A 25,178-nucleotide genomic window follows, 5' to 3' on the forward strand; every position below is an offset into this window, starting at 1 on the left:
TGAAGGGAGGTACGGAATGGGGCCTTAAGATAGCCGATGGCCAGGGCCCACGCCTGTGCCTGTTCTCACGGCTGGCCACGCCCGCCGCCTACTCCGCCGCCAAGGCCTGGATCGGGTCCAGCTGCGCGGCACTGCGCGCGGGGAAGTAACCAAAGGCCAGGCCGATGGCCGACGAACACGCCAGTGCAACCAGTACCGGCGCGGCGGTAAACAGGAACGGTACGCCCAGCGACAACAGGCTGGACAGCGCACCCGCAATGAAGGCCAGCAGCACGCCAAGTACGCCGCCGAAGAGACAGATCAGCACCGCTTCGATCAGGAACTGGCGCAGGATGTCGCCTTGCCGCGCGCCCACGGCCAGGCGCACGCCGATCTCGCGCACGCGCTCTTTCACCGATACCAGCATGATGTTCATTACCCCCACCCCACCCACCACCAGCGCCACCGCGGCAATGGCGGACACCAGTGCCGCCATGGTCTGGCTGGACTTCATCACCGCTTTGCGGATCTGGTCGGCGTTGTAGATGAAGAAATCGCGGCGGCCATGCCGGCGCTGCAGTTCGGCGCCCAGCAAGGCTTCGGCTGCCTTGGTCGACACGTTGTCGCGCACACGCACGGTAATGCTCTCCAGACGCTGGCTGCCCAACAAACGTGAGGCGGCGGAAGTATGCGGCACATAGACCGTCGGTGTTGCTCCACCGGCAAAGGCGCTGGCGCCGACCACGCCGATGACCTCCACCGGCATACCGCCCAGCAGTACGGTACTGCCGATCGGGTCGCCGTCGAACAGCGCCGTGGCCGCTTTCTGATCGACCACGCCGACCGCACGATACGCCTCCACTTCGTGCTCGGTGAAGAAGCGCCCGGCCTTCAGGCGCAGGCCGCGTACGCGCGGCAGATCTGCGCCAACGCCCATCACCTGCGTGTTGGCCCGTCGGCTGCCCTGCAGCGCGGCCACCGAGCCGCTCAAGGACGGGCTGACGCTGTCCACGTAGCTGAGTGCGGCCAGATGGTCGGCATCGGCGACCACCAGCGTTTCGATTTCTGCCGAACGCGGGTCACCGAAGTCGGCGCCCGGGAAGATCTCCAGTGTACTGGCACCGAGCTCGTTGATCTGTGATTCCACCTGCGCCTGTGCGCCTTTGCCCAATGCCACCACGGTGACCACGGCGGCTACGCCGATGATGATGCCGAGCATGGTCAGCAACGTGCGCAGGCGATGGGCCAGCATCGAGCGCACTGCCATGTGTGCAATCTCGCGCACGCCATCCAGTCGAGCACGGCGCCCGGCACGCGACGACTGTTCGGTCTCGGGCGCGGATCTGGCGCACGCGGCCGCGCGACCGCCCGCACCGCGATCAGCCACGACGCGCCCGTCTGCGATCTCAATTACGCGTGCCGCGTGGGCGGCAACCGATGCATCGTGGGTCACCAGGATGACCGTGTGGCCGTGCGCATGCAGGCGCTTCAATTCGGCCATCACCTGTTGGCCACTGGCATGGTCCAGCGCGCCGGTGGGCTCGTCGGCCAGCACGATGGCGCCGCCGTTCATCAACGCACGGGCGATGGATACGCGCTGCTGTTGGCCGCCGGACAGCTGGCTCGGCCGGTTGCCGGTACGTGCGCCCAGCCCCAGCGTTTCCAGCAGTACGCGTGCCCGCGCCGTGCGCGTTGAGGCATCCACGCCTGCGTAGATCGCTGGCAGCGCCACGTTCTCGGTGGCGCTCAGATTCTCCATCAGGTTGTAGCGCTGGAAGATGAAACCGAAGTGTTCGCGGCGCAGGCGTGCCAGCTCGTCCGGAGGCATCTGTTCGGTGGCCGCACCGTCTACGCGGTAACTCCCTTGGCTGGGGCGGTCGAGACAGCCGAGGATGTTCATCAGCGTTGACTTGCCCGAGCCTGATGGGCCGATGATGGCGATGAACTCGCCGGCATCGATGCGCAGCGATACCTCCTTCAGCACCACCACGTCACCGGCGGCAGTGCTGTAGGCGCGCGATACGCCGTGCAATTGAAGCAGCGCGTGGGTCATGCTCACATCCCCAGCAGGCTGGTGGCCTGCGGCTCGCCGCCACTCGGGGCCTGGCCGACCACCACGTTCTCGCCAACCCGCAGGCCGGACAGGATCTGCACGGCGGTGGCGGTGCGCAGGCCGGTGGTCACCGCGCGCTCGTGGGCACGCCCCTTGGCATCAACCACGCGCACGCTGCCGCGATTGCCGTCGTTGCCATCCGATCCGGTCAGCGCGGTCAGCGGCACCTGCAGTGCGTTGCTGGCCCGGGCCAGCTGCAGCGTCACCTTCACGGTCATCGAAGGTTTCAGCTTCAGGCCAGGGTTGGCCACATCGAACAGGCCCGCGTAGTACACCGCCTTTGGTGTCTGCGCCGAACTGCCGGTGGTGGCCGAAGCCGCGTCGGCAATCGAGGACGGCGCGGGCTCCAGCTGCTGCAGATGGGATTCGTAACGGCGTCCGCTCGGCCCCAGTGTCGAGAACCACAAGGGCTGGCCAGGCGCGATCAGTTCCACGTCGGCCTCGGCGATCTCGGCACGTACGGTCATCGTGTCCATCTGCGCCAGCATCACGATAGTCGGCGTGGTCTGCATGGAGTTCAGCGTCTGCCCGGCCTTGGTGACGATGGCGACGATGTAGCCGTCGGTCGGCGAGAGAATGCGGGTGTAGCCCAGGTTGATCCGGGCCGTTTCCACCTGGGTCACCGCTTGATCGATCTGCGCCTGCAATGCAGCCACCTCCGAGCGTGCCGCATCACGTGCCACCCGGGCGGCCTCGAAGCCCTCCTGCGAGACCAGCCGCGATACCACCAACTGCGACTGGCGATCGTGAATCCGGCTGGCTTGCGCATAGCGGGCCACGCTGGCGGCATGCTGTGCGCGCAGTGCGTTGGTGGACGCTTCGGCACTGCGCAGGGCGATGCGCTGCGGTTGCGAGTCGACCTCGGCGATCAGTTCACCGGCGTGCACGCGCTGGCCCAGCACCACGTGCAGGCGTTTGACCTGCCCGGACACCTGCGCGCCCACCGCCACCAGTTCCTTCGGATTGACCCGGCCCACCGCCTGCACGGTCTTCTCCAGATCCGCTACCCTTGCCGGCGCGGTGATCAGGGCGCCATCATCGCCATCGGCGAACGCCCACCAGCCGGCACTGCCCGCAAGGGTGGCCACGGCGGCGGCGATGATCAGAGTCTTGCGGGTTTTCATCGGGATGCCCGGCTGCTTGCGGTCACCCATCGCGACCGCCAAGCCCTCAGTCTGGGAGCCTTGGTTGGACGTTTCCTGGAGCCCGTGTGGAGATCGCATGGAGCCGGGGCCTGCGTTCAGGTGCACCGCCCGCCGCTGAACCCAGGCGCGGGTCCACACAATCTCGACACAATCTCGACCGGGTCTCCATCAAGCAGCGCTAGCCTCGCTGGGGTCATCCGTCCCCTGCCTGCAATGAAGCGCGATATCCGCACCCATCAGATGCCTTTGATCCTGATTGCCGAAGATGAAGGTGAAATCGCCGACATCGTTGGCGCCTACCTGGCGCGATCCGGAATGCGTAGTGTCAGGGCCAGCGATGGCGAGGCGGCGCTGGCTATCCACCACCAGCTGCGCCCCGACCTGGTGCTGCTGGATGTGCAGATGCCGAAGAAGGATGGTTGGCAGGTACTGAGCGAACTGCGCCGGCGCGGCAACACCCCGGTCATCATGCTCACCGCACTCGATCAGGACCTGGACAAGCTGACCGGCCTGCGCGTGGGCGCCGACGACTATGTAGCCAAGCCGTTCAATCCGGCCGAGATCGTCGCGCGTATCCAGGCGGTGCTGCGCCGTAGCGCGCCTTGCGTGGCCGATGTGGCCAACGGCGTGATCCGGCAGGGGCCGTTCGAGATCGATCTGCGCAGCCACGATGTGACGGTCAATGTCGACGGCCAAGGACATGCGTTGACGGTCACCCTCACTGAATTCCGCCTGCTGGTGCACATGGCCCGTGCGCCGCGCCAGGTACATGTGCGCGCCGATCTTCTGCACGCCTGCCTGCCCGAGGGCGATGCCCAGGAACGCACGGTGGACAGCCACGTGAGCAAGCTGCGCCGCAAGCTGGAGGATGTGGGCGTGCGCGGCATTCCGGCGACCATCCGCGGCGTTGGCTACCGCTTGCTGGGCTGACGGATGACCAGTAGAGGCAAGAGCATCGGCCGTCAGATCACGCTTTCGATCGTGGTGGCATCGCTGTGTTCGACGGTGCTGTCGATCGCCGGCTTCTATCTGTTCTATTACCTGATGGAAGTGTTCTACCCGCGCTGGTACGACACCCCGCAGACGATGCTGCCGTCGGGGCTGGAATGGCTGTGGATCGGCCTCACCGCCATGGTGGTCATCATATTGGCGTCGCTGATCGCTTCGCGCCTGACCTGGCGCATCATCACCCCCTTGAACTCGGTGGCCGAAAGCCTGCGCCGCGTGGCCAGCGGCGATCTGGATGCACGTGCGCGCGGCGACCACACCTCGATGATCGAAGCGGCTACCCTGGTGAGCGACTTCAATTCCATGGCCGAGCGGCTGAGCCGGATGTCGCAGAACCGGGTGTTCTGGAACGCGGCCATCGCGCACGAACTGCGTACGCCGATGACGATTCTGCGCGGTCGCCTGCAGGGCATCGCCGACGGTGTGTTCGAGCCACGGCTGGAGCAGTTCACCAGCATGCTGACCCAGCTGGAAGGCCTGACCCGCATCATCGAAGACCTGCGCGTGGTGAGCCTGGCCGAAAGTGGTCATCTGGACCTGCGGCTGCAGCGCAGCGACGTCAGCGTACAGGTGGCTGCGGTAATAGAAGCGATGTCCGATGCGTTGGCCGAGAGTGGCTTCTCGGTGACGCTGGAGGCTCGCGCCGCGCTGGCAGACTGCGATCCCGCACGCATCCGCCAGGCAGTCCTGGCCTTGCTGGAGAACGCGCGCCGCCACGCTACGCCTTGCCCGCTGCGGGTGTATGTGAAGCTGGCCGCGGGGCACTGCGCCGTGACCGTGGACGACGGCGGGCCCGGCGTGCCGGATGAACTGCGCGACAGCATCTTCGATGCCTTCCAGCGCACCGATGTGTCACGTTCCCGGCAGGGCGGCGGTTCCGGGCTCGGCCTGGCGGTGGTGCGCGCGATCGCCGTGGCCCATCACGGAACGGCTCAGTGCCGGCCCAGCGAGCGTGGCGGCACTGTGTTCGAGATCCGCTGGCCGGTGCACGGCCGTCGCTGAACGCCACCGGCTTCTCCACGCGATCTCCATCGTTCCTCCATCCCCGCTCCAAGGCGCTGCCGATACTGGGTGTTGCCGGGGGTTCCTGCCTCGATTCCCTGCCCCACCCTCGATCCATCCAGGTTCCCATGAAACACGCGCACGATCCGGCCACCGCAGCCGGCAGCATCGGCCAACAGAATGCGGCCGCCACATTGAAGGTCATCCTGCGTACCTACCCCTGGCAGCTCACCGGCACCTTCTCGCTGGTGGCGCTGGAGAATGCGCTGCTGCTCGCCTATCCGCTGTTCGCCGGCTTCGCGGTGGATGCGATCATCCGTGGCAACGTCGGCCATGCCATTTCCTACGCGGGCGTGGTGCTGTTGTTCTGGCTGGTCGGTGCCGCCCGGCGTGCGGTGGATACGCGCACGTTCACCCGCATCTATGCCGATCTGGCAGTGAACGTGGTGCAGACGCAGCGACGGCTGGGCCAGGCCACCTCCACCTCGGCGGCGCGGGTGGTGCTGGCCCGCGAGTTCGTCGACTTCTTCGAGAAGCACGTGCCGATCATCGCCACGGCGTTGGTTTCCATGTTCGGCGCGGCGGCGATGCTGCTGGCAATCGAGCCCCTGGTTGGCGCGGCCAGTCTCATTGCCCTGCTCGGCGCACTGCTGTTGCTGCCTTCGTTCGCGCGGCGCAACGAACAGCTGCACGGACGTTTGAACAACCGGCTGGAGCATGAAATCCGGCTGGTGGACCGGGTCAGCCCGTCGGTGCTGCGCCGCCACTACACCACACTGTCACGGCTGCGCATCCTGCTGTCCGATCGCGAGGCAGGCGCCTTCGTGGTCGTCGGCGGTGCGGCGGCGGTGCTGTTTGCCTTGACCATCGGCCGCCTCGCCACCACCGATGGCATCACACCGGGCCACGTCTATGCAGTGATGACCTACCTGTGGACCTTTGTCGGCAGCCTCGACGATGCACCGTCGATGGTTGACCAGCTGGCCCGCCTGAAGGACATCGGCCGTCGGGTCAGCCCGGGGATGGAGGATGCGGAGGACAGTGCCCGTCCTGGGCCATGAGCTCGCCCGCCCGCATCCGGTAGTGCTCCACCCATTCCATGGATGCTGCGATACCCCCGAAGGGAAACAGATGCGGGCTGACCTGGCCATGGGCTTCGGTCAACCCGTCCACCAGGCGATCCACGAACACATCCGGCCCCGCCCTGCCCAGCAAGCGGCCGATCGAGATGCCGTAGCGGGACAGCATCGAGGTGCTTGCAGACACGCCGCACATCGCCGCATATCGTACAAGCCGCGCGATGCTGGCGGGCCCGGGAACGCCCGCCAGCACCGGAGGGGTGATGCCGCGGCCGCGGAGTTCATTCAACCAGGTCAGCACGCTATCGGCATCGAATGCGAACTGAGTGATGATCAGCGGCTTCATGCTCCGCGCTTCAATAAGCTGGCACTTGCGTTCCAGCACGCGCCAGCGATCGGCGCTGGTCATCACCGGATGACCTTGCGGATGCCCGCCCACAGCGACAACCTTGATGCCGGCGCGGTCGAGCACACCGCTCTCGATGATCGACGCACTGTCGGCAAACGGCCCGGCGGGGGTGGAAAGATCACCCGCGATCAACAGACAGCGCTCGACACCGGCGTCGATGACGGCACGGTCGATGAAGTGCTCAAGCGCCGCGCGCGAGACGATGCGGCGTGCCGAAAGGTGTGGCATCGGCTCGAAACCCAGTTCGCGCACCGCGCGTACTGCGGCCAGTCGGGCAGGGTCGTCCTCGCTGGGCAGGTAGGGAATGGAGATCATCGTCCCCGGTGCGATGCGGGCCACCTCTGCGTGCAGCGCAGGCAGGGCCTTGGCGCTGACTTCCAGGGAAGCGGCGCCGATGAAGGCCTGCGCCCGCTGCGCGCGGTCGGGCGTGCCCGCCAGAATCGGAGCCCGGCGGTCGACAGCCCCCGACATCAGCCGGCTCCGCGCAGGTTGCCGGCGCTGGTGGAGCTGTGCCGTGCCAGCTCGACAAACGCCTGCAGGTAATCGATGCCGGTATCCGCCTCGCGCGCACCCAGATAGATCTGCTTGGGAATGCCTTTGGCGCCCAGCCGTACCGGCACCACGTCCATGCGGGCGGCATACTCCTCCACCAGCCAGCGCGGCATGGCCGCCACGCCACGGCCACTGGCCACCATCTGCATCATAATGTCGGTGGTTTCGATGGTCTTGTGCCGCCTGGGCGTGATCCCGGCCGGCAGCAGGAACTGGTTGTAGATGTCCAGCCGCTCGAACGGCACCGGGTAGCTGATCAGCACTTCCTGGCTGAGCTGACGCGGCTTTACGTAGTCCACCTTGGCCAGCGCGTGGCCCTTGGCCACCACCAGCACCTGCTCGTAGTCGAACACGGGGACGAACTTCAGGCCGGGCTTCAGCAGCGGGTCGGGCGTGACCAGCAGGTCGATCTCGTAGCCGAACAGCGCGCCGATCCCCCCGAACTGGAACTTCTGCTTGACGTCCACATCGACGTCGGGCCAGCTGGCCAGATAGGGCGAGACGATCTTCAGAAGCCACTGATAGCAGGGATGGCATTCCATGCCGATGCGCAGCGCACCGCGCTCGCCCTGTGCGAACTGGCCCAGCCGTTCCTCGGCCAGGTCCAGCTGCGGCAGCACCCGGTTGGCGACCGCCAGCAGGTACTGGCCGGCCTGGGTGAGGCGCAGGCTGCGGCCCTCGCGCAGCCAGACGTTGGTGCCCAGCTGCTGCTCCAGCTTCTTCATGCTGTGGCTCAGGGCCGACTGGGTCAGGTTGAGCACGCCTGCGGCAGCGGTCAGCGAACCTTGCTGCTCGACCTGCTGCACGATGCTGAGATGGATGCGCTCCAACATGACGATGAATTTCACTCATGGATTGGTGAAGTAATACCATTTTACGTCATGGGAAGGGCTGGCTAGCATCGGTTCATGCCTTCGGATGCCTGCCAGCCCGGCCACCCCGCCGGCCTGCAGAACTGCGCCCCTGCAGATCACTCGAAGGAGCCCCTCCCCAGCTGAAGCGAAGAGATGACCCGCCCCCTCCGTATCGTCGCCGTTTCCGGCGGGCTGCAGCGCCCCTCAAGGGCCGCGACCCTGGCCGAGCACCTGCTGGACCTGATTGGCGAAGGCGTCCCCTGCGATCAGCACCTGATTGAACTGGGTGCGCTGGCGCCGCAGTTGGCCGGGGCGCTCTGGCGCTCGCAGTTGCCCGAGACCGTGGAGCGGCAGCTGGTCGCTGTCGAGCAGGCCGATGTGCTGGTGGTGGCCACGCCGGTCTACCGCGGTTCGTACACCGGTCTGTTCAAGCACTTCTTCGACTTCATCGACCAGGACGCGCTGGTCGACACCCCGATCCTGCTGGCCGCAACCGGCGGCAGCGAGCGCCACGCGCTGGTGATCGACCACCAGCTGCGACCGCTCTTCAGCTTCTTCCAGGCCCGTACCCTGCCCCTGGGCGTTTACGCGACCGATCGTGATTTCGCCGACGGCCGTGTACACGACGAAGCACTGATCCAGCGGGCGCGCCTGGCGGTACAGCGGGCGATGCCGTTGCTTGCCCTCTCCCATCGCGCAGCACCTGTTCCCCTTGTGGCCGCTGCCGCTCTCTGAACGCCGAATGCCATCGACCTGCATTCGGATGTCACCCCGCAAACCGGAACGCCGCCCATGACCACCAACACCTTCACCTTCAGCATCACCCGCATTCCTTTCAACGAGGACTACCAGCCCGCTGACGGCACGCGCATCACCACCAACTTCGCCAACCTGGCCCGCGGCGAATCCCGCCAGGAAAACCTGCGCAACACGCTCGGCATGATCAACAACCGCTGCAACGATCTGGCGCACTGGGACAACCCCAACGCCGATCGCTACGTGGTGGAGCTGGACATCATCTCGGTGGAGATGCACATCGATGGCAGCGATGGCAGCGATCCGTTCCCGCTGATCGAAGTGCTGCGCCCCACCCTGGTGGATACGCACACCGGCGCGCGCACCGAAGGCATTGTCGGCAACAACTTCTCGTCGTATGTGCGTGACTACGATTTCAGCGTGGTACTGCCCGCCAGCAACGAGGGCAAGGACAGCTTCTCCATTCCCGAAGACTTTGGCGATCTGCACGGCAAGCTGTTCAAGCACTTCCTGCAGTCCGACGCCTACCGCGCGCAGTTCAACAAGGCACCGGTGATCTGCATCAGCGTTTCCAGCAGCAAGACCTACCACCGCACCGAGAACCACCACCCCATCCTGGGCGTGGAATACCGCCAGGACGAGTTCTCTCCTACCGACCAGTACTTCGACAAGATGGGCCTGCGGGTGCGCTATTTCATGCCGCCAGGCAGCGTCGCGCCGCTGGCGTTCTACTTCCAGGGCGACCTGCTGGGCGACTACTCGAATCTGGAACTGATCGGCACCATCAGCACGATGGAAGCCTTCCAGAAGATCTACCGCCCGGAGATCTACAACGCCAATTCCGTGGCCGGCAAGGTCTACCAGCCCAGCCTGAAGCACCAGGACTACTCCTCCACCCGCATCGTCTACGACCGCGAGGAGCGCAGCCAGCTGGCCGTCAAGCAGGGCAGGTTCACCGAAGAACACTTCATCAAGCCATACCGCGCCGTGCTTGAGCAGTGGGCCGCCCGCTGATCCACCGCTTTTCCATTCGCCCCTCAGGACACAAGACGCAATGTCGACGAAGAAACTGCTCCCCACCTCCACCGCAGGCAGCCTGCCCAAGCCCTCCTGGCTCGCCGAGCCGGAAAAGCTCTGGTCGCCCTGGAAGCTGCAGGATGACGGCCTGATTGAAGGCAAGCAGGATGCCCTGCGCCTGTCCCTGCAGGAACAGCAGCACGCCGGCATCGACATCGTCAGTGACGGCGAACAGACGCGGCAGCATTTCGTCACCACCTTCATCGAACACCTCAGTGGCGTCGACTTCCAGAAGCGTGAAACCGTCCGCATCCGCGACCGCTACGACGCCAGTGTGCCCACCGTGGTGAGCGCTGTCAGCCGCCCGAAGCCGGTGTTTGTGGACGATGCGAAGTTCCTGCGCAGGCAGACCACGCAGCCGATCAAATGGGCACTGCCGGGCCCGATGACCATGATCGACACCCTGTATGACGCGCACTACAAGAGCCGCGAGAAGCTGGCATGGGAGTTTGCGAAGATCCTCAACGAGGAAGCCAAGGAACTGGAGGCGGCCGGCGTGGACATCATCCAGTTCGATGAGCCGGCATTCAACGTATTCTTCGACGAAGTGAACGACTGGGGCGTGGCCGCGCTGGAGCGCGCGGTCGAAGGGCTCAAGTGCGAAACGGCGGTGCATATCTGCTATGGCTATGGCATCAAGGCCAACACCGACTGGAAGCAGACGCTGGGTTCGGAATGGCGCCAATATGAAGAATCGTTCCCGAAGCTGCAGACCTCCAGCATCGATATCATCTCGCTGGAGTGCCACAACTCGCACGTGCCGATTGACCTGATCGAGCTGGTGCGCGGCAAGAAGGTGATGGTCGGTGCCATCGACGTGGCGTCCAGCGTGGTGGAGACGCCGGAAGAAGTGGCCACTACCCTGCGCAAGGCGCTGCAGTTCGTGGATGCTGACAAGCTCTACCCCAGCACCAACTGCGGCATGGCGCCGCTGGCGCGTGAGGTGGCGCGGGGCAAGCTGCGCGCGCTCAGCGCAGGCGCACAGATCATCCGCGAGGAGCTTCTGGCCCAGGGCTGAGCGGGCCAGGGCATCCTGTCGAACACGCTCCGCTCCGCGAAGCAAAGGCCGCGTGCCAGCGCGGGAGCCCTCCACTCCCGCACTGGCGCCGCCTCCCCTACCCTTGCGCCCCGATACTCAGCGCTGCTGATCCTTCAGGAACAGCCACGTGATCAGCGTGGCATCCGGCCCCTTGGGATCGGTGAACGGCAACCCCGACTGGCTGCCGCTCCAGGCATGCCCCATGCCCTGTACCACGTAATGCTGGACCAGCGTCCTGCCGCCGTAGGTGTAGCTATCGACGGTATAGGCGCGCCCACCCGGCACCTGGCCATGGAAGATGTTGGTCGGCACATACTTCACCGAGTCGTTGTCCAGGCCATCGTCGGCCAGGTCATTGGTCTGCAGAAACTGGCGCACGGCCTGCTGTCCGTTCACCGGGTTCACCGTAGCGTCGGCGGTGCCGTGGAATACCAGCACCGGGATCGGTCGCGGTGACGGCGAACCCGAGCACTGCCAGGCCAGCCGCCCGTTGCTGTCCGGTGAGTAGATGCTCCCGGCCAACAGCGCGTAGGCGCTGCCGGAGATCGTGGTCGCGCCCTTGTACATGCCACCGGAATGGATCGCGCCCGCAGCGAACACGTCCGAATAGCAGGCCAGCATGATCGAGGTCATCGCCCCGCCGGCGGAAATTCCGGTGACGTACACGCGATGCGGATCGATGCTGTAGCCCGTCTTCACCTTGTCCACGATGCCGGCCAGGATCGAGGCCTCGCCGCTGTCGCGCGCCTGGTTGATCGGCAGCTGCCAGTTCCAGCAGCGTGCCGGATTGGAGGTCACGTTCTGCCGGGGATAGACCACGATGAGGCCTTCGGTATCGGCCACCTCGTTGAAGCCGGAGGCCTCGCCCATGAGGTTCGGCCCGGTCACGCAGCCGTGCAGCACCAGCAACAGGGGCAGCGGCTGCGTTTGGTCGTAGCCGGCCGGCACCCATACCTGGTACTCGCGGGCACCGAACAGATTGCCGTACAGGCCAACATCCCAATGCCCGGCGGGGTCTGCCGCAGCTGCGGTACCCGCCGTGGCCAGCCAGGTGCACAGCAGCAGCATCAGCGCCTTGATTGAATCGATTCCAGATTTCATGACCAGATCCTCATGCGTGAGTCGTGGATGAAGTGGTACCGGAAATCCTCGTGGACCGACCTTCCAGAGGGTGCTGCGACGCCGCTGTCAAACCCAGCCGGTGGCGTAATAGATGCCGATCACCACGAACACCGCGAGGGTCTTGATGATGGTTACTGCGAAAATGTCCTTGTAGGCCTGGCGATGGGTCAGCCCGGTCACCATCAGCAGGGTGATGACGGCACCGTTGTGCGGCAGGCTGTCCATGCCGCCGGATGCCATCGCGGCAACACGATGCAGCACCTCCATCGGGATGCCGGCGGCCTGTGCATTGGCGATGAAGGTCTCCGACATTGCCGCCAGGGCGATGCTCATGCCGCCCGATGCAGAGCCGGTGACGCCGGCCAGGCCGGTTACGGTCACCGCTTCGTGCAGCAGCGGATCCTTGATGGAACCCAGCGCGTTGGCCACCACCATGAAACCCGGCAGCGCGGCGATGACCGCGCCGAAGCCATATTCCGAAGCGGTATTCATGGCAGCCAGCACCGCACCACCGATCGCCGCCCTGGTGCCCTCGGCAAACCGGGTGACCACCGGGCGCCAGGCCAGCGCCAGCACCGACAGAATGCCCACCAGCAGCGCCCCCAGCACTGCCCAGATTGCGGTGATCTTCGCCACGTCCTGCACTACCGGCGCGGCGCTGCCCATGATCGACGGAATGAAGCTGTGTTGGCTGCCATACCAGTGCGGGATGCCCAGGGTGAACAGCTTGTTGGAGACGAACACCAGCAGCAGGGGCAGCACGGCAATGCCTGCATGTGCCAGATGAGTCCCGACGAACGGTGTAGGCTCGTTCACCAGGGTGGCCAGATCGCCGTAGCCTTCGCCGTTGCGCAACGCGACGCGGCGGCGCCACTCGAGGTAGACCAGGCCGACCGCCAACACGAAAATGCCGCCAAGCGTACCCAGCACCGGCGCCGCCCAGGTATCGGTGCCGAAGAACGTGGTTGGAATGATGTTCTGGATCTGCGGCGTACCCGGCAGCGCATCCATGGTGAAGCTGAAACCGCCCACCGCCAGCGTGGCCGGAATCAGGCGCTTGGGGATGTTGCTCTGGCGGAACATTTCCGCCGCGAACGGGTAGACCGCAAACACCACCACGAACAAGGACACGCCGCCATAGGTGAGCAGGCCCGACACCAGCACGATCGACAGCATCGCCCGCTGCGCACCGAACAGCCGGATCGCCGCGCCGACGATGGATCGGGAGAAGCCGGACAGCTCGATCAGCTTGCCGAATACCGCGCCCAGCAGGAACACAGGAAAGTAGAGCTTGAGGAAGCCGACCATCTTGTCCATGAACAAGCCGGTGAACATCGGCGCCACCAGCGACGGATCGGTCAGCAGTACGGCGCCGAGGGCGGCGATGGGCGCGAACAGGATCACGCTGTAACCGCGGTAGGCCACCAGGATCAGGAAGGCCAGCGCTGCAAGTACGATCAGTAACGACATACGGCGCTTCCAGGTGGGGACGCGCCCAGTATCCGGATCTGGCGACCGCTGCCGACTGGACCTAGGTCCACTCGCCGGTGTGCCACGGCGCCGCTAGCCTAGGCAGCATGGGTGGCAATGGGCCATCTGCCTTGGGGGAGGACCGAATGAAACGGAATTGCTTGAGCCTGATGATCGGCATGCTGTTGGCCACCGGGCCGGTTCTGGCGCAGGACGCGCCGCAGGGCACGCCGGCGGTGGGCAGGACCGCTTCGGCGACCAATCTGGACAGCATCACGGTGACTGCACGCAAGCGCGAGGAAACCCTGCAGGAGGTGCCGGTTGCCGTTACTGCCTTTACCTCCGAAGCCCTGGACAAGATGAACGTCCAGGACATCAGCGACCTGGATGGACAGGTGCCCAACCTGACCATCTACGCGGCGCGCGGGGCCAGCAGCACGGTCACGGCCTACATCCGCGGCGTCGGCCAGTCCGACCCCACCTGGGGCGCTGACCCCGGCGTGGGCATCTACCTGGATGACGTCTACATCGCGCGCCCGCAGGGTGCATTGCTGGACGTGTTCGACGTCTCGCGCATCGAGGTGCTGCGCGGCCCGCAGGGCACGCTGTACGGCAAGAACACCATCGGCGGTGCCATCAAGTACATCTCGCGCGGCCTGCCCACCCAGACCGAAGGCTTTGCCCAGATCACCGTGGGCAACTACAGCCAACTGGACGCCAAGGCGGCGATCGGCGGCCCGATCGGTGGCGCCGACAGCGGTCTGCGCGCCCGCGTGGCAGTGGCCAGCATGAATCGTGACGGCTTCGGTGAGAACACGTTCACCAACCAGCCGGTGAGTGACAAGCAGATCAATGCGGCACGCTTCAACCTGGGTGCGTATGCCGGCGACGATTTCGACGTGCAGTTCGCCCTGGACTGGATCGATGACCAGTCCGGCATGCGCGGTTCGAAGATGCTGGCACCCAATCCATTCGTGCGCGCCTACCCGCCGATGGATGACCGCTACGACATCCGCTCGGGCATGCGCAACCTCAACAGCGTGGAGACCAAGGGTGCCTCGGCCACGGTGAACTGGCGGCCCAGCGAGGATGTTGCGCTGAAGTACGTGGTGGCCAAGCGCGAATCGGACAGCGATGCGAACATCGACTTCGACAGCACGCCGGTCAAGCTGGCCGATGTGGGTGGCACTTACCACGACGACCAGGTCAGCAACGAGGTGCAGCTGAACTACGACGCCGGCGGACGCGTGCGTGGCGTGGTCGGCCTGTACCAGTTCAGTGGCGAAGCCGGTGGCCAGATCCGCAACAACTTCTTCAACCTGCAGTTCGGCGATACCCGTGGCAAGGTACTGACCGACAGCATCGCGCTGTATGCCGACTGGACCTTCGACCTGACCAGCAAGCTGAAGCTGGACGTCGGCGCCCGTTACACCGACGAGGACAAGCGCGCGATCGTGCTCAACCGCTTCTACTCGGATGCGACGTTCACGCGCCCGATCGCCACCGCCGCCGATTTCGACAAGAAGACCAACTTCAAGAACGTCTCGCCCAAGGTGTCGCTGGATTACCAGATCACTCCGGACATCATGGTCTACGGATTGGCTACCCGTGGCTTCAAGTCGGGCGGCTACAACATCCGCGCCAATGCCGTGGCGGTGCCGCGCTCGGCCGAACCGTTCGATGACGAGACCGTGGACAGCTTCGAGATCGGCAGCAAGATGGCCTTCCTCGACCAACGCCTGTTCCTGAACCTGTCGGCGTTCCACAACAAGTACAAGGACATCCAGCTGTCGGTGTTCACCGGCATCGATACCAATGGCGATGGCGTCGACGATGCCTTCTTCGGCGACTTCACCAATGCCGGCGCCGGCACCATCAACGGCCTGGAAATCGAGTACCAGTACCTGCCCAGCCAGCACTGGCTGATCTCCGGCAACCTGGCCTGGCTGGACGCCAAGTATGACGAGTACATGGATCGTGGCGTCAACGTGGCCAAGCAGATGAAGTTCACCAACGCGCCGGACTTCTCGGGCGCGTTGAACGTGGAATACCGCACCGACCTGGCCAATGGCAGCAACCTGTCCGCTCGGGTGAGCTACAGCTACCAGAGCGAGGTGTGGCCAACCACCGATCTGAGCCCGGTGATCCGCCAGGACGGCTACGGACTGGTCAACGCCGGCGTGATCTGGAAGCTTGACGACGCCTGGACCTTCTCGCTGCAGGGCACCAACCTGGCCGACAAGGAGTACCGCACCACCGGTTACAACATTCCGGCGGTCGGCACGCTGATTGGTTTCTATGGGCCGCCGCGCCAATATAGCCTCAGCGTCCGTTACGATTTCTAGGAAGCGTCTGCATGACACCGTCTTACGATGATCTGTACTGGAAAAGTGACGATGGCCTGCGCCTGCATGCGCGCGATCATGCCCCGGGCGCGGGACAACCGCCCCGTGGCACGGTGGTCTGCATCCCGGGCCTGACCCGCAACGGCGCCGACTTCGATGCCCTTGCGCAGTCACTGACCGCCGTCGGCTGGCGGGTGATCGCCGTCGACCTGCGTGGACGTGCGGGCTCGGAACGTGCGCCGGACCCGTCCAGCTACAACCCGCGCGCCTATGCCGATGACATGGTGGCGCTGCTGCGGTCACAGAACATCGATAAGGCGGTGTTCGTCGGCACCTCGCTGGGGGTGCTGGTCACCATCACCCTGGCCTCGCGTGCGCCCGGGCTGATCGCCGCGGCGGTGCTGAACGACGCCGGCCCCAAGGTGCCGCGCGAAGCCCTGGCGCGGATCGGCAAGTACGCCGGCAAGCCGGTGCCACCGATGGACCTGGCTGACGCTACGACCTACGTGGAATCCATCGGCAAGGCCGCATTCCCGCGCTTCACCACCGATGACTGGCGGGCGATGGCCGTGCGCACCTTCCGCCAGCGCAGCGATGGCCTGATGGTGCTGGATTACGACCCGGCGGTGATCCGTACCACGCGGCCGTGGCTGCTGTGGCTGCTGCGCCCGGTGCTGTGGCGTGCGGTGCGTGGCCTGACGTCGCGGGTGCCGGTGCTGGTGGTGCGCGGGGCGTTGTCGGACATCCTGCCTGCCGATGTCGCACGGCAGATGGCAGCCACATCGCCCAACGCCCGCCTCGTTGAAGTACCGGAGGTAGGCCATGCGCCGATGCTGTCCGAGCCCGAGGCGCGCGATGCGATTCTGGCCCTGCTGGAGCGCGTGCGATGAGTGCCGACGTGTCGATCGATGAGCTGCCTGCCGCCCTGCGGGCACTGCGGCAATGGGCGGCAAGCGAGCGACTGAGCGGCAGCACACACATTGCGCAGTCGCGCATCGATGCCTTCGCCGACGCCACCGGCGACCACAACTGGATCCACACCGATCCGGCCCGCGCCCAGACCGGCTTGCCGGGTGGGCAGACCATCGCGCATGGTTTCCTTCTGCTTTCGCTCACCGTCGAGGACGACGTGGCGGCCCTGGCCGGCTTTCCGGGCATCGCCCACGTGCTCAACTACGGTTTGAACAAGGTCCGCTTCCTGGCGCCGGTGCCCAGCCGTTCCGAGGTGCGGGTGCGCTCGCAGCTGCTGTCACTGGAGGCACGCAGGCCCGGGCAGTGGCTGCTGACCCAGCACAAGACGGTGGAAGTGATCCCCGCCGGCGAGGTCGCGGTGGTCGCCGAACAGCTGTCGCTGATCGTGCTCGCCGACTAGCGCCGGCCGGCTGCCCGCCGGCCACGGTTCTCTCTACACTGGAGCGATGTTGACGCCCTCCATCGTCCTGTTCGCCTGCATCGCGTGGACCGTGCTGCTGTTCGGCGTCGCCCTGTGGGGGGAACGCCAGGGGCATCGGCTGTCGAAGGTCTGGCCGGCCATCTACGCGCTGTCGCTGGGCGTGCACTGCACGGCGTGGACCTATTACGGGGCCGCCTCGCAGGGCGTGCAGTGGGGCTTCCCGATCCCGCCGACACTGGTCGGCATGGCCCTCATTTTTGCATTCGGCCTGCCGTTCCTGGTGCGGCTGGGGCGACTGGCCAAGCAGCACAACAGTGCCACCATCGCCGACCTGGTGGTCGCGCGCCTGCGTGCCGATCAAGGGCTGGGCATCACCATTACCCTGGTCGCGCTGTTCGGCATCATTCCCTACATCGCGCTGCAGCTGAAAGCGGTCAGCCAGGGGCTTGCCGCCCTGCTCGGTGATCAGTTCGCGCCCGTCGGCTGGCAACTGGACATGTCGTTCTGGTTCGCGCTGACGATGGCGGCGTTCACCACGCTGTTCGGCGCACGCAAGGCGTCGGCCACCGAACACAACCGCGGCATCGTGGTCGCGCTGGGGCTGGAGTCGCTGTTGAAGCTGACGGCACTGCTGGCCATTGGCCTGTATGCCGCGCGCTCGGTACACAAGGCCGGCGTGCCGCTGCTTGAGAAGATGGCGCACCTGCCGCCGCCGGCAGTGGTGCCGGATTACCTGACCATGGTCGCGCTCGGTGCGATGGCTGCGTTCACCCTGCCCCATCAGTTCCATGTGGGCGTGGTTGAACTGCGGCAGTCGTCGGACCTGAAGACGGCGCGCTGGCTGTTCCCGGTGTACCTGCTGTTGATCGGCCTGCCGTCGGTGCCGATGGCACTGGCCGGCGCCGCACAGTTGCCGTCTTCGGTGTCGCCCGACCTGTATGTCCTGGCCCTGCCGCAGGAACGCGGCCACCACCTGCTGGCACTGCTGGCCTACCTGGGCAGCCTGAGCGCGGCCACCGGCATGATGATCCTGTCCGGGCTGACCCTGTCGATCATGCTCGGCAACCACGGCGTGGGTTCACGCCTGCTGAGCGGGGTCAGTGGCTTCAGCAGTGGCGCCGATCTGCGACCGCGGGTGCTGGCCTTCCGTCGCGCCGGCATCCTCGCCGTGTTCCTGATGTCGTGGCTGTACAGCCGCGCGATGAGCGGCACCGAGGCGCTCAGCGATTTCGGCCTGATGTCGTTCACCGCGCTCTCGCAGCTGGCACCGGCCGTGCTGCTGGCGGTATACCGGCCGCGCACGCCCTCCCCGGCCATCATCGCCGGCATCGTGCTGGGTTCACTGGTCTGGCTGTGGCTGGTACTGCTGCCGATGGTGATCCCCGCCCCGCCACCGTCGGCCAGCCCCGACGGGTTGCACTGGCTGGCGATGTTCTCGCTGCGCATGCAGCCGGGCCATATCGCCATCAGCATGGGGGCGAGCCTGGCGGTCAACCTGGCGACCGTTGTGCTGGTGTCGCGTGCGGTGCGTCCCTCGATGCCACGGCAGCGCGACGCGATCGCCGCAGCATCGTTGCGCAAGACGGCCGGTCGCTTCCTCGGCCAGGAACGGGCGCGCCAGCTGATGGACGGACACGCCGGGCAGATGCTGGATGACGAGCGGGTCACCGCCATCGAGCGGGAGCTGACCGCCGTGGTCGGTGCGGGCATGGCACGCCTGCTGGTGGAGGCGGCCCGCGATGGTGGCGCTGCACCGCTGGACGCCGTCACCCGTGCGGTCGGCGAAGCCACCCAGGTACTGCGCTTCAACCAGCGCCTGCTGGAAGCCGCGCTGGAAAACATGAGCCAGGGCATCAGCGTGGTCGACGCGCAGTTGCAGCTGGTGGCCTGGAACAGTCGCTATGCCGCGTTGTTCAAGTTCCCGCCGGAGCTGCTGCAGGTGGGACAACCGGTGTCGAACCTGACGGCGTGGGCGCTGGGACAGCTGAAGATCGGCGACACCCCTGGCGACTCGCGCGACAAGGCATTGCAACGGCGGGTGGTGCACATGCGGCGCGGTACCCCGCATCTGTCCGAGCGGATCTTCCCGGACAACACCATCGTTGAAATCCGCGGCAACCCGATGCCGGGTGGCGGCTACGTGGCCACTTTCACCGATGTCACCGCTTTCCGACGTGCAGAAGACGCGCTGAAGCGCAGCAACGAAACCCTGGAGCGCCGCGTGCAGGACCGCACCGCCCGGCTGGAGCAGGCGGTGCATGAAGCCGAGCGGGCCAACGTGGCCAAGACACGCTTCCTCACCGCCGTCGGCCACGACCTGATTCAACCGTTGCATGCGGCGCAGCTGCTGACCGATGCCATGTCGCAGCACATCGAATCGGAGTTCCTGGACAGCTTCCTGCGCCAGATCCGTGGCGCGCTGGACTCCACCGACGATCTGCTGTCGGGCCTGCTTGATATTTCGCGGCTGGAAGCCGGCGGACTGGTCGCCGATCCGCGTCCGTTCGCGCTGTCGACCGTGCTGGATCCACTTGCGCAGGAGTTCGCCGTGCTGGCAGCGGCGCGCGGCCTGCAGTTCCGCCATGTGCGCACCCGCGCGTGGGTGCACAGCGACCCGTTGCTGCTGCGTCGGGTGCTGCAGAACTTCCTGGCCAATGCCATCCGCTACACCCGCCATGGCGGCGTGCTGCTGGGGGTGCGCCGACATGGCCAGACCCTGTCGATCGGCGTGCATGACAGCGGCCCCGGCATCGCAGCGGAGCAACAAGCGGTGGTCTTCGAGGAATTCCATCGTGGCGACCGCAGCAACGGCCAGGGCCTCGGTCTGGGGCTGACCATCGCGAGCCGCATTGCCGACCTGCTGCACGCGCCGCTGCAACTGCAGAGCGCGCTCGATCGCGGCTCAACCTTCTCGATCACCGTGGCGCGGGCAGCGCCGCCTGCGGCCCCGCGCACTGAACCCGCCGCTGGCAACAGCAGCATCAAGGGTATCCGCGTGCTGGTGGTCGACAACGATCCGCAGGCCCTGGAGGCAATGCGACAGATGCTGCTTTCCTGGGGCTGCGATGTCATCGCGGCGCGCGATGTCAATGCGCTGGGTGCTTCAGCGCAGGAAGCGGCACTGTGGTTGTTCGACTACCACCTTGATGATGGCGATACCGGCGTCGCACTGTGGAAGCGCCTTGTCGCCGTCCACGGTACACGGCCGACGGTGATCCTCAGCGCCGACACCGGCAGCGACACCCGCGAGGCAGTGCGCAGCGTGGGCCTGTCGCTGCTCAACAAGCCGTTCAAGCCGCTGGCACTGCGCTGGGCGATCAACCATCTGCTGGCAACGGCCGCGACGGCAACACCGTGACCAAGGGTCAGGCGTCCTGCGTCTCTTCGATCTGCCGCGAGGGATCGCTCAGCCCCATCTCGTGCAGCACACGGATGGCCTGCGCACGATTACGCACGCCCAGCCGGCCCATGATGCGGGTCATGTGCGCCTTGACCGTGCGCAACTGCACGCCCAGCCGGTCCGCGATCTGCTTGTTGAGCAGCCCTTCGGCCACCAGGCTCAGCACCTTGTACTGATGCGCGGACAGGCTGGACAAGCGCGCGGCAAGATCGGCGTCCTTGTTGAAGGGCGCTACCCGTGCCACCGGCTCGCGCAGCAGCGCCGGAATCCAGCGCTCACCTTCCAACACGGTCTGCAGCGCGGACTGCAGGTCGGTCAGCCCCGAACTCTTGGGCAGATAGCCGGCTGCGCCGAGGTCGATGGCGCGGCGGATCACGTGCGGCTCTTCATTGGCCGAGACGATGATGATCGCCAGCCCCGGTTGCAGTGCACGGATGGTCGCCAGCCCGGCAAGACCATGGTTGCCCGGCATATGCAGGTCCAGCAGCATCAGGTCGATCTGCTGGCTCTCGATCGCTTCCAGCACGCTGTGCAGCGAATCGGCCTCGCTGATCTGCAGGTCAGCCACCGCCTCCTCGGCCGCACGATGCAGCGCCGCGCGGAACAAGGGATGGTCGTCGGCGATGAGCAGGGTCGGCATGTCCAGCGGAGGTTAGCAAATCGCCTGCGGTTGGGCACGGGTACCAAGGTACGCTGGCGTGCGCCGCCCGGATCGTTAGGGTGGAGCCATGAACATCCACCGCCCCGTTACGCTGCTGTGCGCCACGCTGCCGCTGCTTGTGGGCAGCATTTCCGCCGCCCAGGCTGCCGCGCCCCGCCCCATCACTGCTGTTCCGGTGTTCGAGCAGTGGCGGGAAACCCTGCATCGCGGCGACGATGAACTGCTGACCGCGGGACTGGGCCTCGACGCCCTGCGCTCGGCCAGCGCGCCCCAGTTCGCCAACCCGGCCCGGCCCACCGCCGACGAGGCCCGACGCCGTGCGATCTGGAGCAGTTGGCGTGGTATTGCCGACCTGACTCCCGGCGGTGGTTTCGGCGATGTCTACGGTAGCCTGCAGGCAGTGCCCGGCCGCGAATTCTCGGCCTATGCGCGCATCGATGGCGCACGCCAACCCCACCGCGTACTGGTGCAGGTACCCGACACCTTCGACACCTCGCGACGCTGCCTGGTCGTCGCTGCGTCTTCCGGCTCGCGTGGCATCTATGGCGCGATTGCGGTAGCCGGCAGCTGGGGTCTGGCCCATGGCTGCGCCGTCGCCTATACCGACAAGGGCGCCGGCAGTGACTACTACGACCTGGCCGCCAAGACGGGCTTCCAGGACGACGGCACGCCCGCCAGCCAAGGCGCGCTGGCCTTTGTTCCTGCGGGTACGGCAGCCACCCAGGGAATCGCCTTCAAACATGCCCATTCGGGTGACAACCCGGAAGCAGACTGGGGCCGGCATCTGCTGCAGGCGCTGCAGTTCGGCCTGCAGGTACTGGACCGCGCCTACCCCGAATCGGCCCCGTTCACGGCGGCCAACACGCGCACCCTGGGCGTTGGCGTATCCAATGGCGGTGGCGCCGTGCTGCGTGCGGCGGAGATCGAAGGCAACTGGTTCGATGCGATGGTGGCCGGCGAGCCCAATGTCTCGGTGGCAGGCGCACCGCCGCTGTACGACTTCGTTACCCGGGCCGCGTTGCTGATGCCCTGTGCCCTGCTGGCAGAGGACGATCTGCCGCAACCGCCGATGTCGGCGCAGGCCGTGCCGGTGTGGGCCCAGCGATGTGCCATGCTGAAATCCGCCGGGTTGGTGCAAGGTGATGACACTACGGCACAGGCACGGTCGGCACGGCAGCAGCTGCTCGACGCTGGCTTGAGTGCCGACGCACTTCGTGCCGGCGCGTTCTCGACCGGGTTCGATCTGTGGCGCGCCATCGCGGTCACTTATTCGTCAGCCTATGGACGCTACGGCGCCGGCGAACATCCCTGCGCGTACAGCTTCTCCGCCGCTGGGGCAGACGGCAGGCCCGGCGCGGCCACCGCCGAGGCTCGCACAACCTGGTGGAGCGAGGGCAGCGGCATTCCGCCAGGCAGTGGCGTGGTGCTGGTGGATGGCAATGCCGCCGGGGCGGAAGCTGATCCACTGCGCGGTCTGAACTGCCTGCGTGCACTCGGCAATGGCGATAGCGCAGATGCACGGCGTGTGCGCGCCGGCATCGCCGCGGCCACCGCCCAGGCCCCGCGTCGCGGTGTGCCGATCGTGGTGATCCATGGCCTGGACGACGGCCTGGTGCCGATCAGCATGACCAGCGATCGCTATGTGCCATCTACGCGCAAGGCGGGGGCGCAGATCGCCTATTGGCGCGTGAACCACGCACAGCACTTCGACTCGCTGCTGGGCTTCCCGGATTACCGCAAGCGCTATGTGCCACTGCTGCCCTACCTGTTCGCGGCGCTGGACCAGGTGTGGGGTCACCTTGAGGATCCAGCCCATGCGCTGCCAAAGGATGCGCTCATCCAGCCGACCCCACGCGCGGAAGCACCCTTGCTGCGCGAGCAGCTGTCCATTCCCGCGGTCACGACCCTCTCCAACCGCTGACACGCCGCCCACCAGGAAGCCCCCCATGTCGTCCGCCACCGCTACAGACACGCCCGCTGCCGAGGCCAACGCCTTTCCCCTGTTGATCAAGCAGTTGCTGCTGACGCCGCTGGCGGTGCGTCCACAGCAGGAGATCGTCTACGGCGACAAGGTCCGCTTCGACTACCGCACCCTTCAGACGCGCATCGGCCAGTTGGCCGGGCTGCTGACCACCCTTGGGGTAAAGCGCGGCGATACGGTGGCCGTGATGGACTGGGACAGCAATCGCTACCTGGAGAGTTACTTCGCCGTGCCGATGATCGGAGCGGTGCTGATGATGGTGAACATCCGCCTGGCGCCAGAGCAGATTGCCTATACGCTCAATCACAGCGGCGCGCGGGTACTCCTGGCCAACCGTGAATTCCTGCCGGTGCTGGAAGCCATCGACGAACAGCTGCCGGATCTGCGCACGCGTATTCTGCTGGCCGATGAGGTTGGCCCGCTGCCAACGGGCTTCGTGACCGAGTATGAAGCCGGACTGCGCGAGGCCACGCCCATCACCTGCTTCCCGGACTTCGACGAGAACACCCGCGCCACGACGTTCTATACGACCGGCACCACGGGCCTGCCCAAAGGCGTGTACTTCAGCCATCGGCAACTGGTGCTGCACTCGCTTGCGGCGATGGCCGCGCTCGGCAGTGCATCCAGCCAGGGGCGGCTGCACCGCGACGATGTCTATATGCCGATCACCCCGATGTTCCATGTCCACGCCTGGGGCATGCCGTACGTGGCCACGCTGCTGGGCATCAAGCAGGTCTACCCCGGACGCTATCTGCCGGGCAAGCTGCTGGCGCTGATCGCCCGCGAGAAGGTGACGTTCTCGCACTGCGTGCCGACCATCCTGCATATGCTGCTGGGCGATGCCACGGCTGCCGATACCGATCTGCGCAGCTGGAAGGTGATCATCGGCGGTGCGGGACTGCCGCGGGCACTGGCGCAGCAGGCACTGGCCCGTGGCATCGACATCTTCGGCGGCTACGGCATGTCCGAGACCTGCCCCCTGCTCACCATCGCGCAGATCGATGCCCACGCCCTGGACGACCCGGATGAGGAGCTGTCGCTGCGTACCAAGGCCGGCATCCCGGTGCCATTGGTGGATCTGCGCATCGTGGACGAAGACATGAACGACGTTGCCCACGATGGCGTCGCTACCGGCGAAGTGGTGGTACGCACGCCCTGGCTCACCCAGGGTTATCTGCACAACCCGGACGCTTCAACGGCGTTGTGGGCGGGCGGCTACCTGCATACCGGGGACATCGGCAACATCGATGGCGGCGGCTACCTGCGCGTGGCCGACCGCATCAAGGATGTGATCAAGACCGGCGGCGAGTGGATCTCCTCGCTCGCCCTGGAAGACATCATCGCCCTGCATCCGGCGGTCAACGAGGTCGCCGTGATCGGCATCAGCGATACGAAATGGGGCGAGCGACCGCTGCCGTTGGTGGTCCGGCAGCCCGGCAGCGATGTGACCGAGGCTGAGATCATCGAACTGGTCGCAGCACGCAGCCGCTCAGGCGACATCTCCCGCTATGCGATCCCCGACCGCGTCAGCTTCGTGGATTCGCTGGAACGCACCAGCGTGGGCAAGATCAACAAGAAGAAGCTGCGTGGGCTGCATGATCCGGAGGTAGTTGCTGGTGGCCCGGGCTCACATGAAGCGGACCATCCCACCCATCGAGGTACTTCGGCAGCGCATCTGCAACGTCGATGACACGCTCCCGGTAGAACAGGTGCATCGTTGGCGCAAACGCTGCACCCAGCACGCCATCAGCGGCTCGAGCAACTACCGCGTTGGGAACCACGCGCATGCCAAG

Annotated in this window: 19 protein-coding genes; 12 read left to right on the plus strand and 7 right to left on the minus strand. The window is 66.0% G+C overall.

The genetic code is table 11. From position 1 onward, the window contains the following. Window positions 1-88 precede the first annotated feature (88 nt). Together AC13GI_RS03270 and AC13GI_RS03275 are read right to left on the minus strand one after the other, a co-directional pair. A complete protein-coding gene (locus tag AC13GI_RS03270) occupies window positions 89-2,032 on the minus strand; it encodes a MacB family efflux pump subunit (RefSeq protein ID WP_482995482.1) in 1,944 nt (647 codons plus the stop codon). Window positions 2,033-2,034: 2 nt separating this feature from the next. Then, window positions 2,035-3,216: an efflux RND transporter periplasmic adaptor subunit gene (locus AC13GI_RS03275; RefSeq protein ID WP_482995605.1), complete on the minus strand. Its 1,182-nt coding sequence runs from the start codon at window positions 3,214-3,216 to the stop codon at window positions 2,035-2,037. 234 nt (window positions 3,217-3,450) lie between these two features. Here AC13GI_RS03275 and AC13GI_RS03280 point away from each other — a divergent pair, with 234 nt between their 5' ends. The 3 genes from AC13GI_RS03280 (at window position 3,451) to AC13GI_RS03290 (ending at window position 6,308) form a co-directional block, all read left to right on the plus strand. Continuing rightward, window positions 3,451-4,167 (plus strand): response regulator, encoded by a 717-nt coding sequence (locus AC13GI_RS03280; protein ID WP_482995483.1) that lies wholly within the window; start codon window positions 3,451-3,453, stop codon window positions 4,165-4,167. 3 nt (window positions 4,168-4,170) lie between these two features. Then, a complete protein-coding gene (locus AC13GI_RS03285) occupies window positions 4,171-5,247 on the plus strand; it encodes an ATP-binding protein (RefSeq protein ID WP_482995484.1) in 1,077 nt (358 codons plus the stop codon). Window positions 5,248-5,375: 128 nt separating this feature from the next. After that, window positions 5,376-6,308: an ABC transporter six-transmembrane domain-containing protein gene (locus AC13GI_RS03290; protein WP_482995485.1), complete on the plus strand. Its 933-nt coding sequence runs from the start codon at window positions 5,376-5,378 to the stop codon at window positions 6,306-6,308. On the opposite strand, the gene AC13GI_RS03295 is transcribed toward AC13GI_RS03290, so the two are convergent. Together AC13GI_RS03295 and AC13GI_RS03300 are read right to left on the minus strand one after the other, a co-directional pair. Then, entirely contained in the window at window positions 6,259-7,206 is a 948-nt protein-coding gene (locus AC13GI_RS03295; protein ID WP_482995486.1) for a methylenetetrahydrofolate reductase, read from the minus strand. The two genes, AC13GI_RS03290 and AC13GI_RS03295, sit on opposite strands and share 50 nt — an antisense overlap. Then, entirely contained in the window at window positions 7,206-8,120 is a 915-nt protein-coding gene (locus AC13GI_RS03300; protein WP_482995606.1) for a LysR family transcriptional regulator, read from the minus strand. Before AC13GI_RS03300 ends, AC13GI_RS03295 begins: the two co-directional genes overlap by 1 nt. Window positions 8,121-8,294: 174 nt before the next feature. Between AC13GI_RS03300 and msuE the strand changes: the two genes are divergently transcribed. Genes msuE through AC13GI_RS03315 form a run of 3 tightly spaced genes read left to right on the plus strand, consistent with a single transcriptional unit; the run spans window position 8,295 to window position 10,992 of the window. Further along, on the plus strand, window positions 8,295-8,876 hold the full coding sequence (gene msuE / locus AC13GI_RS03305) for an FMN reductase (RefSeq protein WP_482995487.1): 582 nt from the start codon (window positions 8,295-8,297) through the stop codon (window positions 8,874-8,876). A 57-nt stretch (window positions 8,877-8,933) separates the two neighbouring features. Then, the gene (locus AC13GI_RS03310; RefSeq protein ID WP_482995488.1) at window positions 8,934-9,911 is read left to right on the plus strand and encodes a DUF1852 domain-containing protein; all 978 of its coding nucleotides are present in this window, start codon (window positions 8,934-8,936) and stop codon (window positions 9,909-9,911) included. A 40-nt stretch (window positions 9,912-9,951) separates the two neighbouring features. Beyond that, the gene (locus AC13GI_RS03315; protein ID WP_099818516.1) at window positions 9,952-10,992 is read left to right on the plus strand and encodes a methionine synthase; all 1,041 of its coding nucleotides are present in this window, start codon (window positions 9,952-9,954) and stop codon (window positions 10,990-10,992) included. Between the two features lie 117 nt (window positions 10,993-11,109). On the opposite strand, the gene AC13GI_RS03320 is transcribed toward AC13GI_RS03315, so the two are convergent. Both AC13GI_RS03320 and AC13GI_RS03325 read right to left on the minus strand, forming a co-directional pair. Further along, a complete protein-coding gene (locus tag AC13GI_RS03320; RefSeq protein ID WP_482995489.1) occupies window positions 11,110-12,114 on the minus strand; it encodes an extracellular catalytic domain type 1 short-chain-length polyhydroxyalkanoate depolymerase in 1,005 nt (334 codons plus the stop codon). 87 nt (window positions 12,115-12,201) lie between these two features. Then, complete coding sequence (locus tag AC13GI_RS03325; protein ID WP_482995490.1) at window positions 12,202-13,605, minus strand: GntP family permease; 1,404 nt, start codon at window positions 13,603-13,605, stop codon at window positions 12,202-12,204. A gap of 170 nt (window positions 13,606-13,775) precedes the next feature. Between AC13GI_RS03325 and AC13GI_RS03330 the strand changes: the two genes are divergently transcribed. From AC13GI_RS03330 to AC13GI_RS03345, 4 genes are read left to right on the plus strand one after another with little or no spacing between them, the layout of a single operon-like run. Beyond that, complete coding sequence (locus AC13GI_RS03330; protein WP_482995607.1) at window positions 13,776-15,950, plus strand: TonB-dependent receptor; 2,175 nt, start codon at window positions 13,776-13,778, stop codon at window positions 15,948-15,950. Between the two features lie 11 nt (window positions 15,951-15,961). Beyond that, entirely contained in the window at window positions 15,962-16,840 is an 879-nt protein-coding gene (locus AC13GI_RS03335; RefSeq protein WP_099818519.1) for an alpha/beta fold hydrolase, read from the plus strand. Next, window positions 16,837-17,322 (plus strand): MaoC family dehydratase, encoded by a 486-nt coding sequence (locus tag AC13GI_RS03340; protein ID WP_099818520.1) that lies wholly within the window; start codon window positions 16,837-16,839, stop codon window positions 17,320-17,322. Before AC13GI_RS03335 ends, AC13GI_RS03340 begins: the two co-directional genes overlap by 4 nt. Window positions 17,323-17,368: 46 nt before the next feature. Next, window positions 17,369-20,701 carry a hybrid sensor histidine kinase/response regulator gene (locus tag AC13GI_RS03345; protein WP_099818521.1) on the plus strand — a complete coding sequence of 1,111 codons (3,333 nt, stop codon included), beginning with the start codon at window positions 17,369-17,371 and terminating at the stop codon, window positions 20,699-20,701. 7 nt (window positions 20,702-20,708) lie between these two features. Here the strand turns inward: AC13GI_RS03345 and AC13GI_RS03350 are convergent, their stop codons facing one another. Then, the gene (locus AC13GI_RS03350) at window positions 20,709-21,383 is read right to left on the minus strand and encodes a response regulator transcription factor (RefSeq protein ID WP_099818522.1); all 675 of its coding nucleotides are present in this window, start codon (window positions 21,381-21,383) and stop codon (window positions 20,709-20,711) included. Window positions 21,384-21,471: 88 nt separating this feature from the next. Between AC13GI_RS03350 and AC13GI_RS03355 the strand changes: the two genes are divergently transcribed. Both AC13GI_RS03355 and AC13GI_RS03360 read left to right on the plus strand, forming a co-directional pair. Then, entirely contained in the window at window positions 21,472-23,325 is a 1,854-nt protein-coding gene (locus tag AC13GI_RS03355) for a 3-hydroxybutyrate oligomer hydrolase family protein (RefSeq protein ID WP_482995491.1), read from the plus strand. 25 nt (window positions 23,326-23,350) lie between these two features. Next, window positions 23,351-25,075: a fatty acid--CoA ligase gene (locus AC13GI_RS03360; RefSeq protein WP_482995492.1), complete on the plus strand. Its 1,725-nt coding sequence runs from the start codon at window positions 23,351-23,353 to the stop codon at window positions 25,073-25,075. The last annotated feature ends 103 nt before the right edge of the window (window positions 25,076-25,178 follow it).

The sequence above is a fragment of the Stenotrophomonas sp. 82F1 genome, assembly GCF_056861525.1.

What these genes read in the sequence shown, in the direction of transcription:
- AC13GI_RS03270 (WP_482995482.1), bottom strand. Translation starts at nt 2,032, where the DNA reads ATGACCCACGCGCTGCTTCAATTGCACGGCGTATCGCGCGCCTACAGC.
- AC13GI_RS03275 (WP_482995605.1), bottom strand. Translation starts at nt 3,216, where the DNA reads ATGAAAACCCGCAAGACTCTGATCATCGCCGCCGCCGTGGCCACCCTT.
- AC13GI_RS03280 (WP_482995483.1), top strand. Translation starts at nt 3,451, where the DNA reads ATGAAGCGCGATATCCGCACCCATCAGATGCCTTTGATCCTGATTGCC.
- AC13GI_RS03285 (WP_482995484.1), top strand. Translation starts at nt 4,171, where the DNA reads ATGACCAGTAGAGGCAAGAGCATCGGCCGTCAGATCACGCTTTCGATC.
- AC13GI_RS03290 (WP_482995485.1), top strand. Translation starts at nt 5,376, where the DNA reads ATGAAACACGCGCACGATCCGGCCACCGCAGCCGGCAGCATCGGCCAA.
- AC13GI_RS03295 (WP_482995486.1), bottom strand. Translation starts at nt 7,206, where the DNA reads ATGTCGGGGGCTGTCGACCGCCGGGCTCCGATTCTGGCGGGCACGCCC.
- AC13GI_RS03300 (WP_482995606.1), bottom strand. Translation starts at nt 8,120, where the DNA reads ATGTTGGAGCGCATCCATCTCAGCATCGTGCAGCAGGTCGAGCAGCAA.
- msuE (WP_482995487.1), top strand. Translation starts at nt 8,295, where the DNA reads ATGACCCGCCCCCTCCGTATCGTCGCCGTTTCCGGCGGGCTGCAGCGC.
- AC13GI_RS03310 (WP_482995488.1), top strand. Translation starts at nt 8,934, where the DNA reads ATGACCACCAACACCTTCACCTTCAGCATCACCCGCATTCCTTTCAAC.
- AC13GI_RS03315 (WP_099818516.1), top strand. Translation starts at nt 9,952, where the DNA reads ATGTCGACGAAGAAACTGCTCCCCACCTCCACCGCAGGCAGCCTGCCC.
- AC13GI_RS03320 (WP_482995489.1), bottom strand. Translation starts at nt 12,114, where the DNA reads ATGAAATCTGGAATCGATTCAATCAAGGCGCTGATGCTGCTGCTGTGC.
- AC13GI_RS03325 (WP_482995490.1), bottom strand. Translation starts at nt 13,605, where the DNA reads ATGTCGTTACTGATCGTACTTGCAGCGCTGGCCTTCCTGATCCTGGTG.
- AC13GI_RS03330 (WP_482995607.1), top strand. Translation starts at nt 13,776, where the DNA reads ATGATCGGCATGCTGTTGGCCACCGGGCCGGTTCTGGCGCAGGACGCG.
- AC13GI_RS03335 (WP_099818519.1), top strand. Translation starts at nt 15,962, where the DNA reads ATGACACCGTCTTACGATGATCTGTACTGGAAAAGTGACGATGGCCTG.
- AC13GI_RS03340 (WP_099818520.1), top strand. Translation starts at nt 16,837, where the DNA reads ATGAGTGCCGACGTGTCGATCGATGAGCTGCCTGCCGCCCTGCGGGCA.
- AC13GI_RS03345 (WP_099818521.1), top strand. Translation starts at nt 17,369, where the DNA reads ATGTTGACGCCCTCCATCGTCCTGTTCGCCTGCATCGCGTGGACCGTG.
- AC13GI_RS03350 (WP_099818522.1), bottom strand. Translation starts at nt 21,383, where the DNA reads ATGCCGACCCTGCTCATCGCCGACGACCATCCCTTGTTCCGCGCGGCG.
- AC13GI_RS03355 (WP_482995491.1), top strand. Translation starts at nt 21,472, where the DNA reads ATGAACATCCACCGCCCCGTTACGCTGCTGTGCGCCACGCTGCCGCTG.
- AC13GI_RS03360 (WP_482995492.1), top strand. Translation starts at nt 23,351, where the DNA reads ATGTCGTCCGCCACCGCTACAGACACGCCCGCTGCCGAGGCCAACGCC.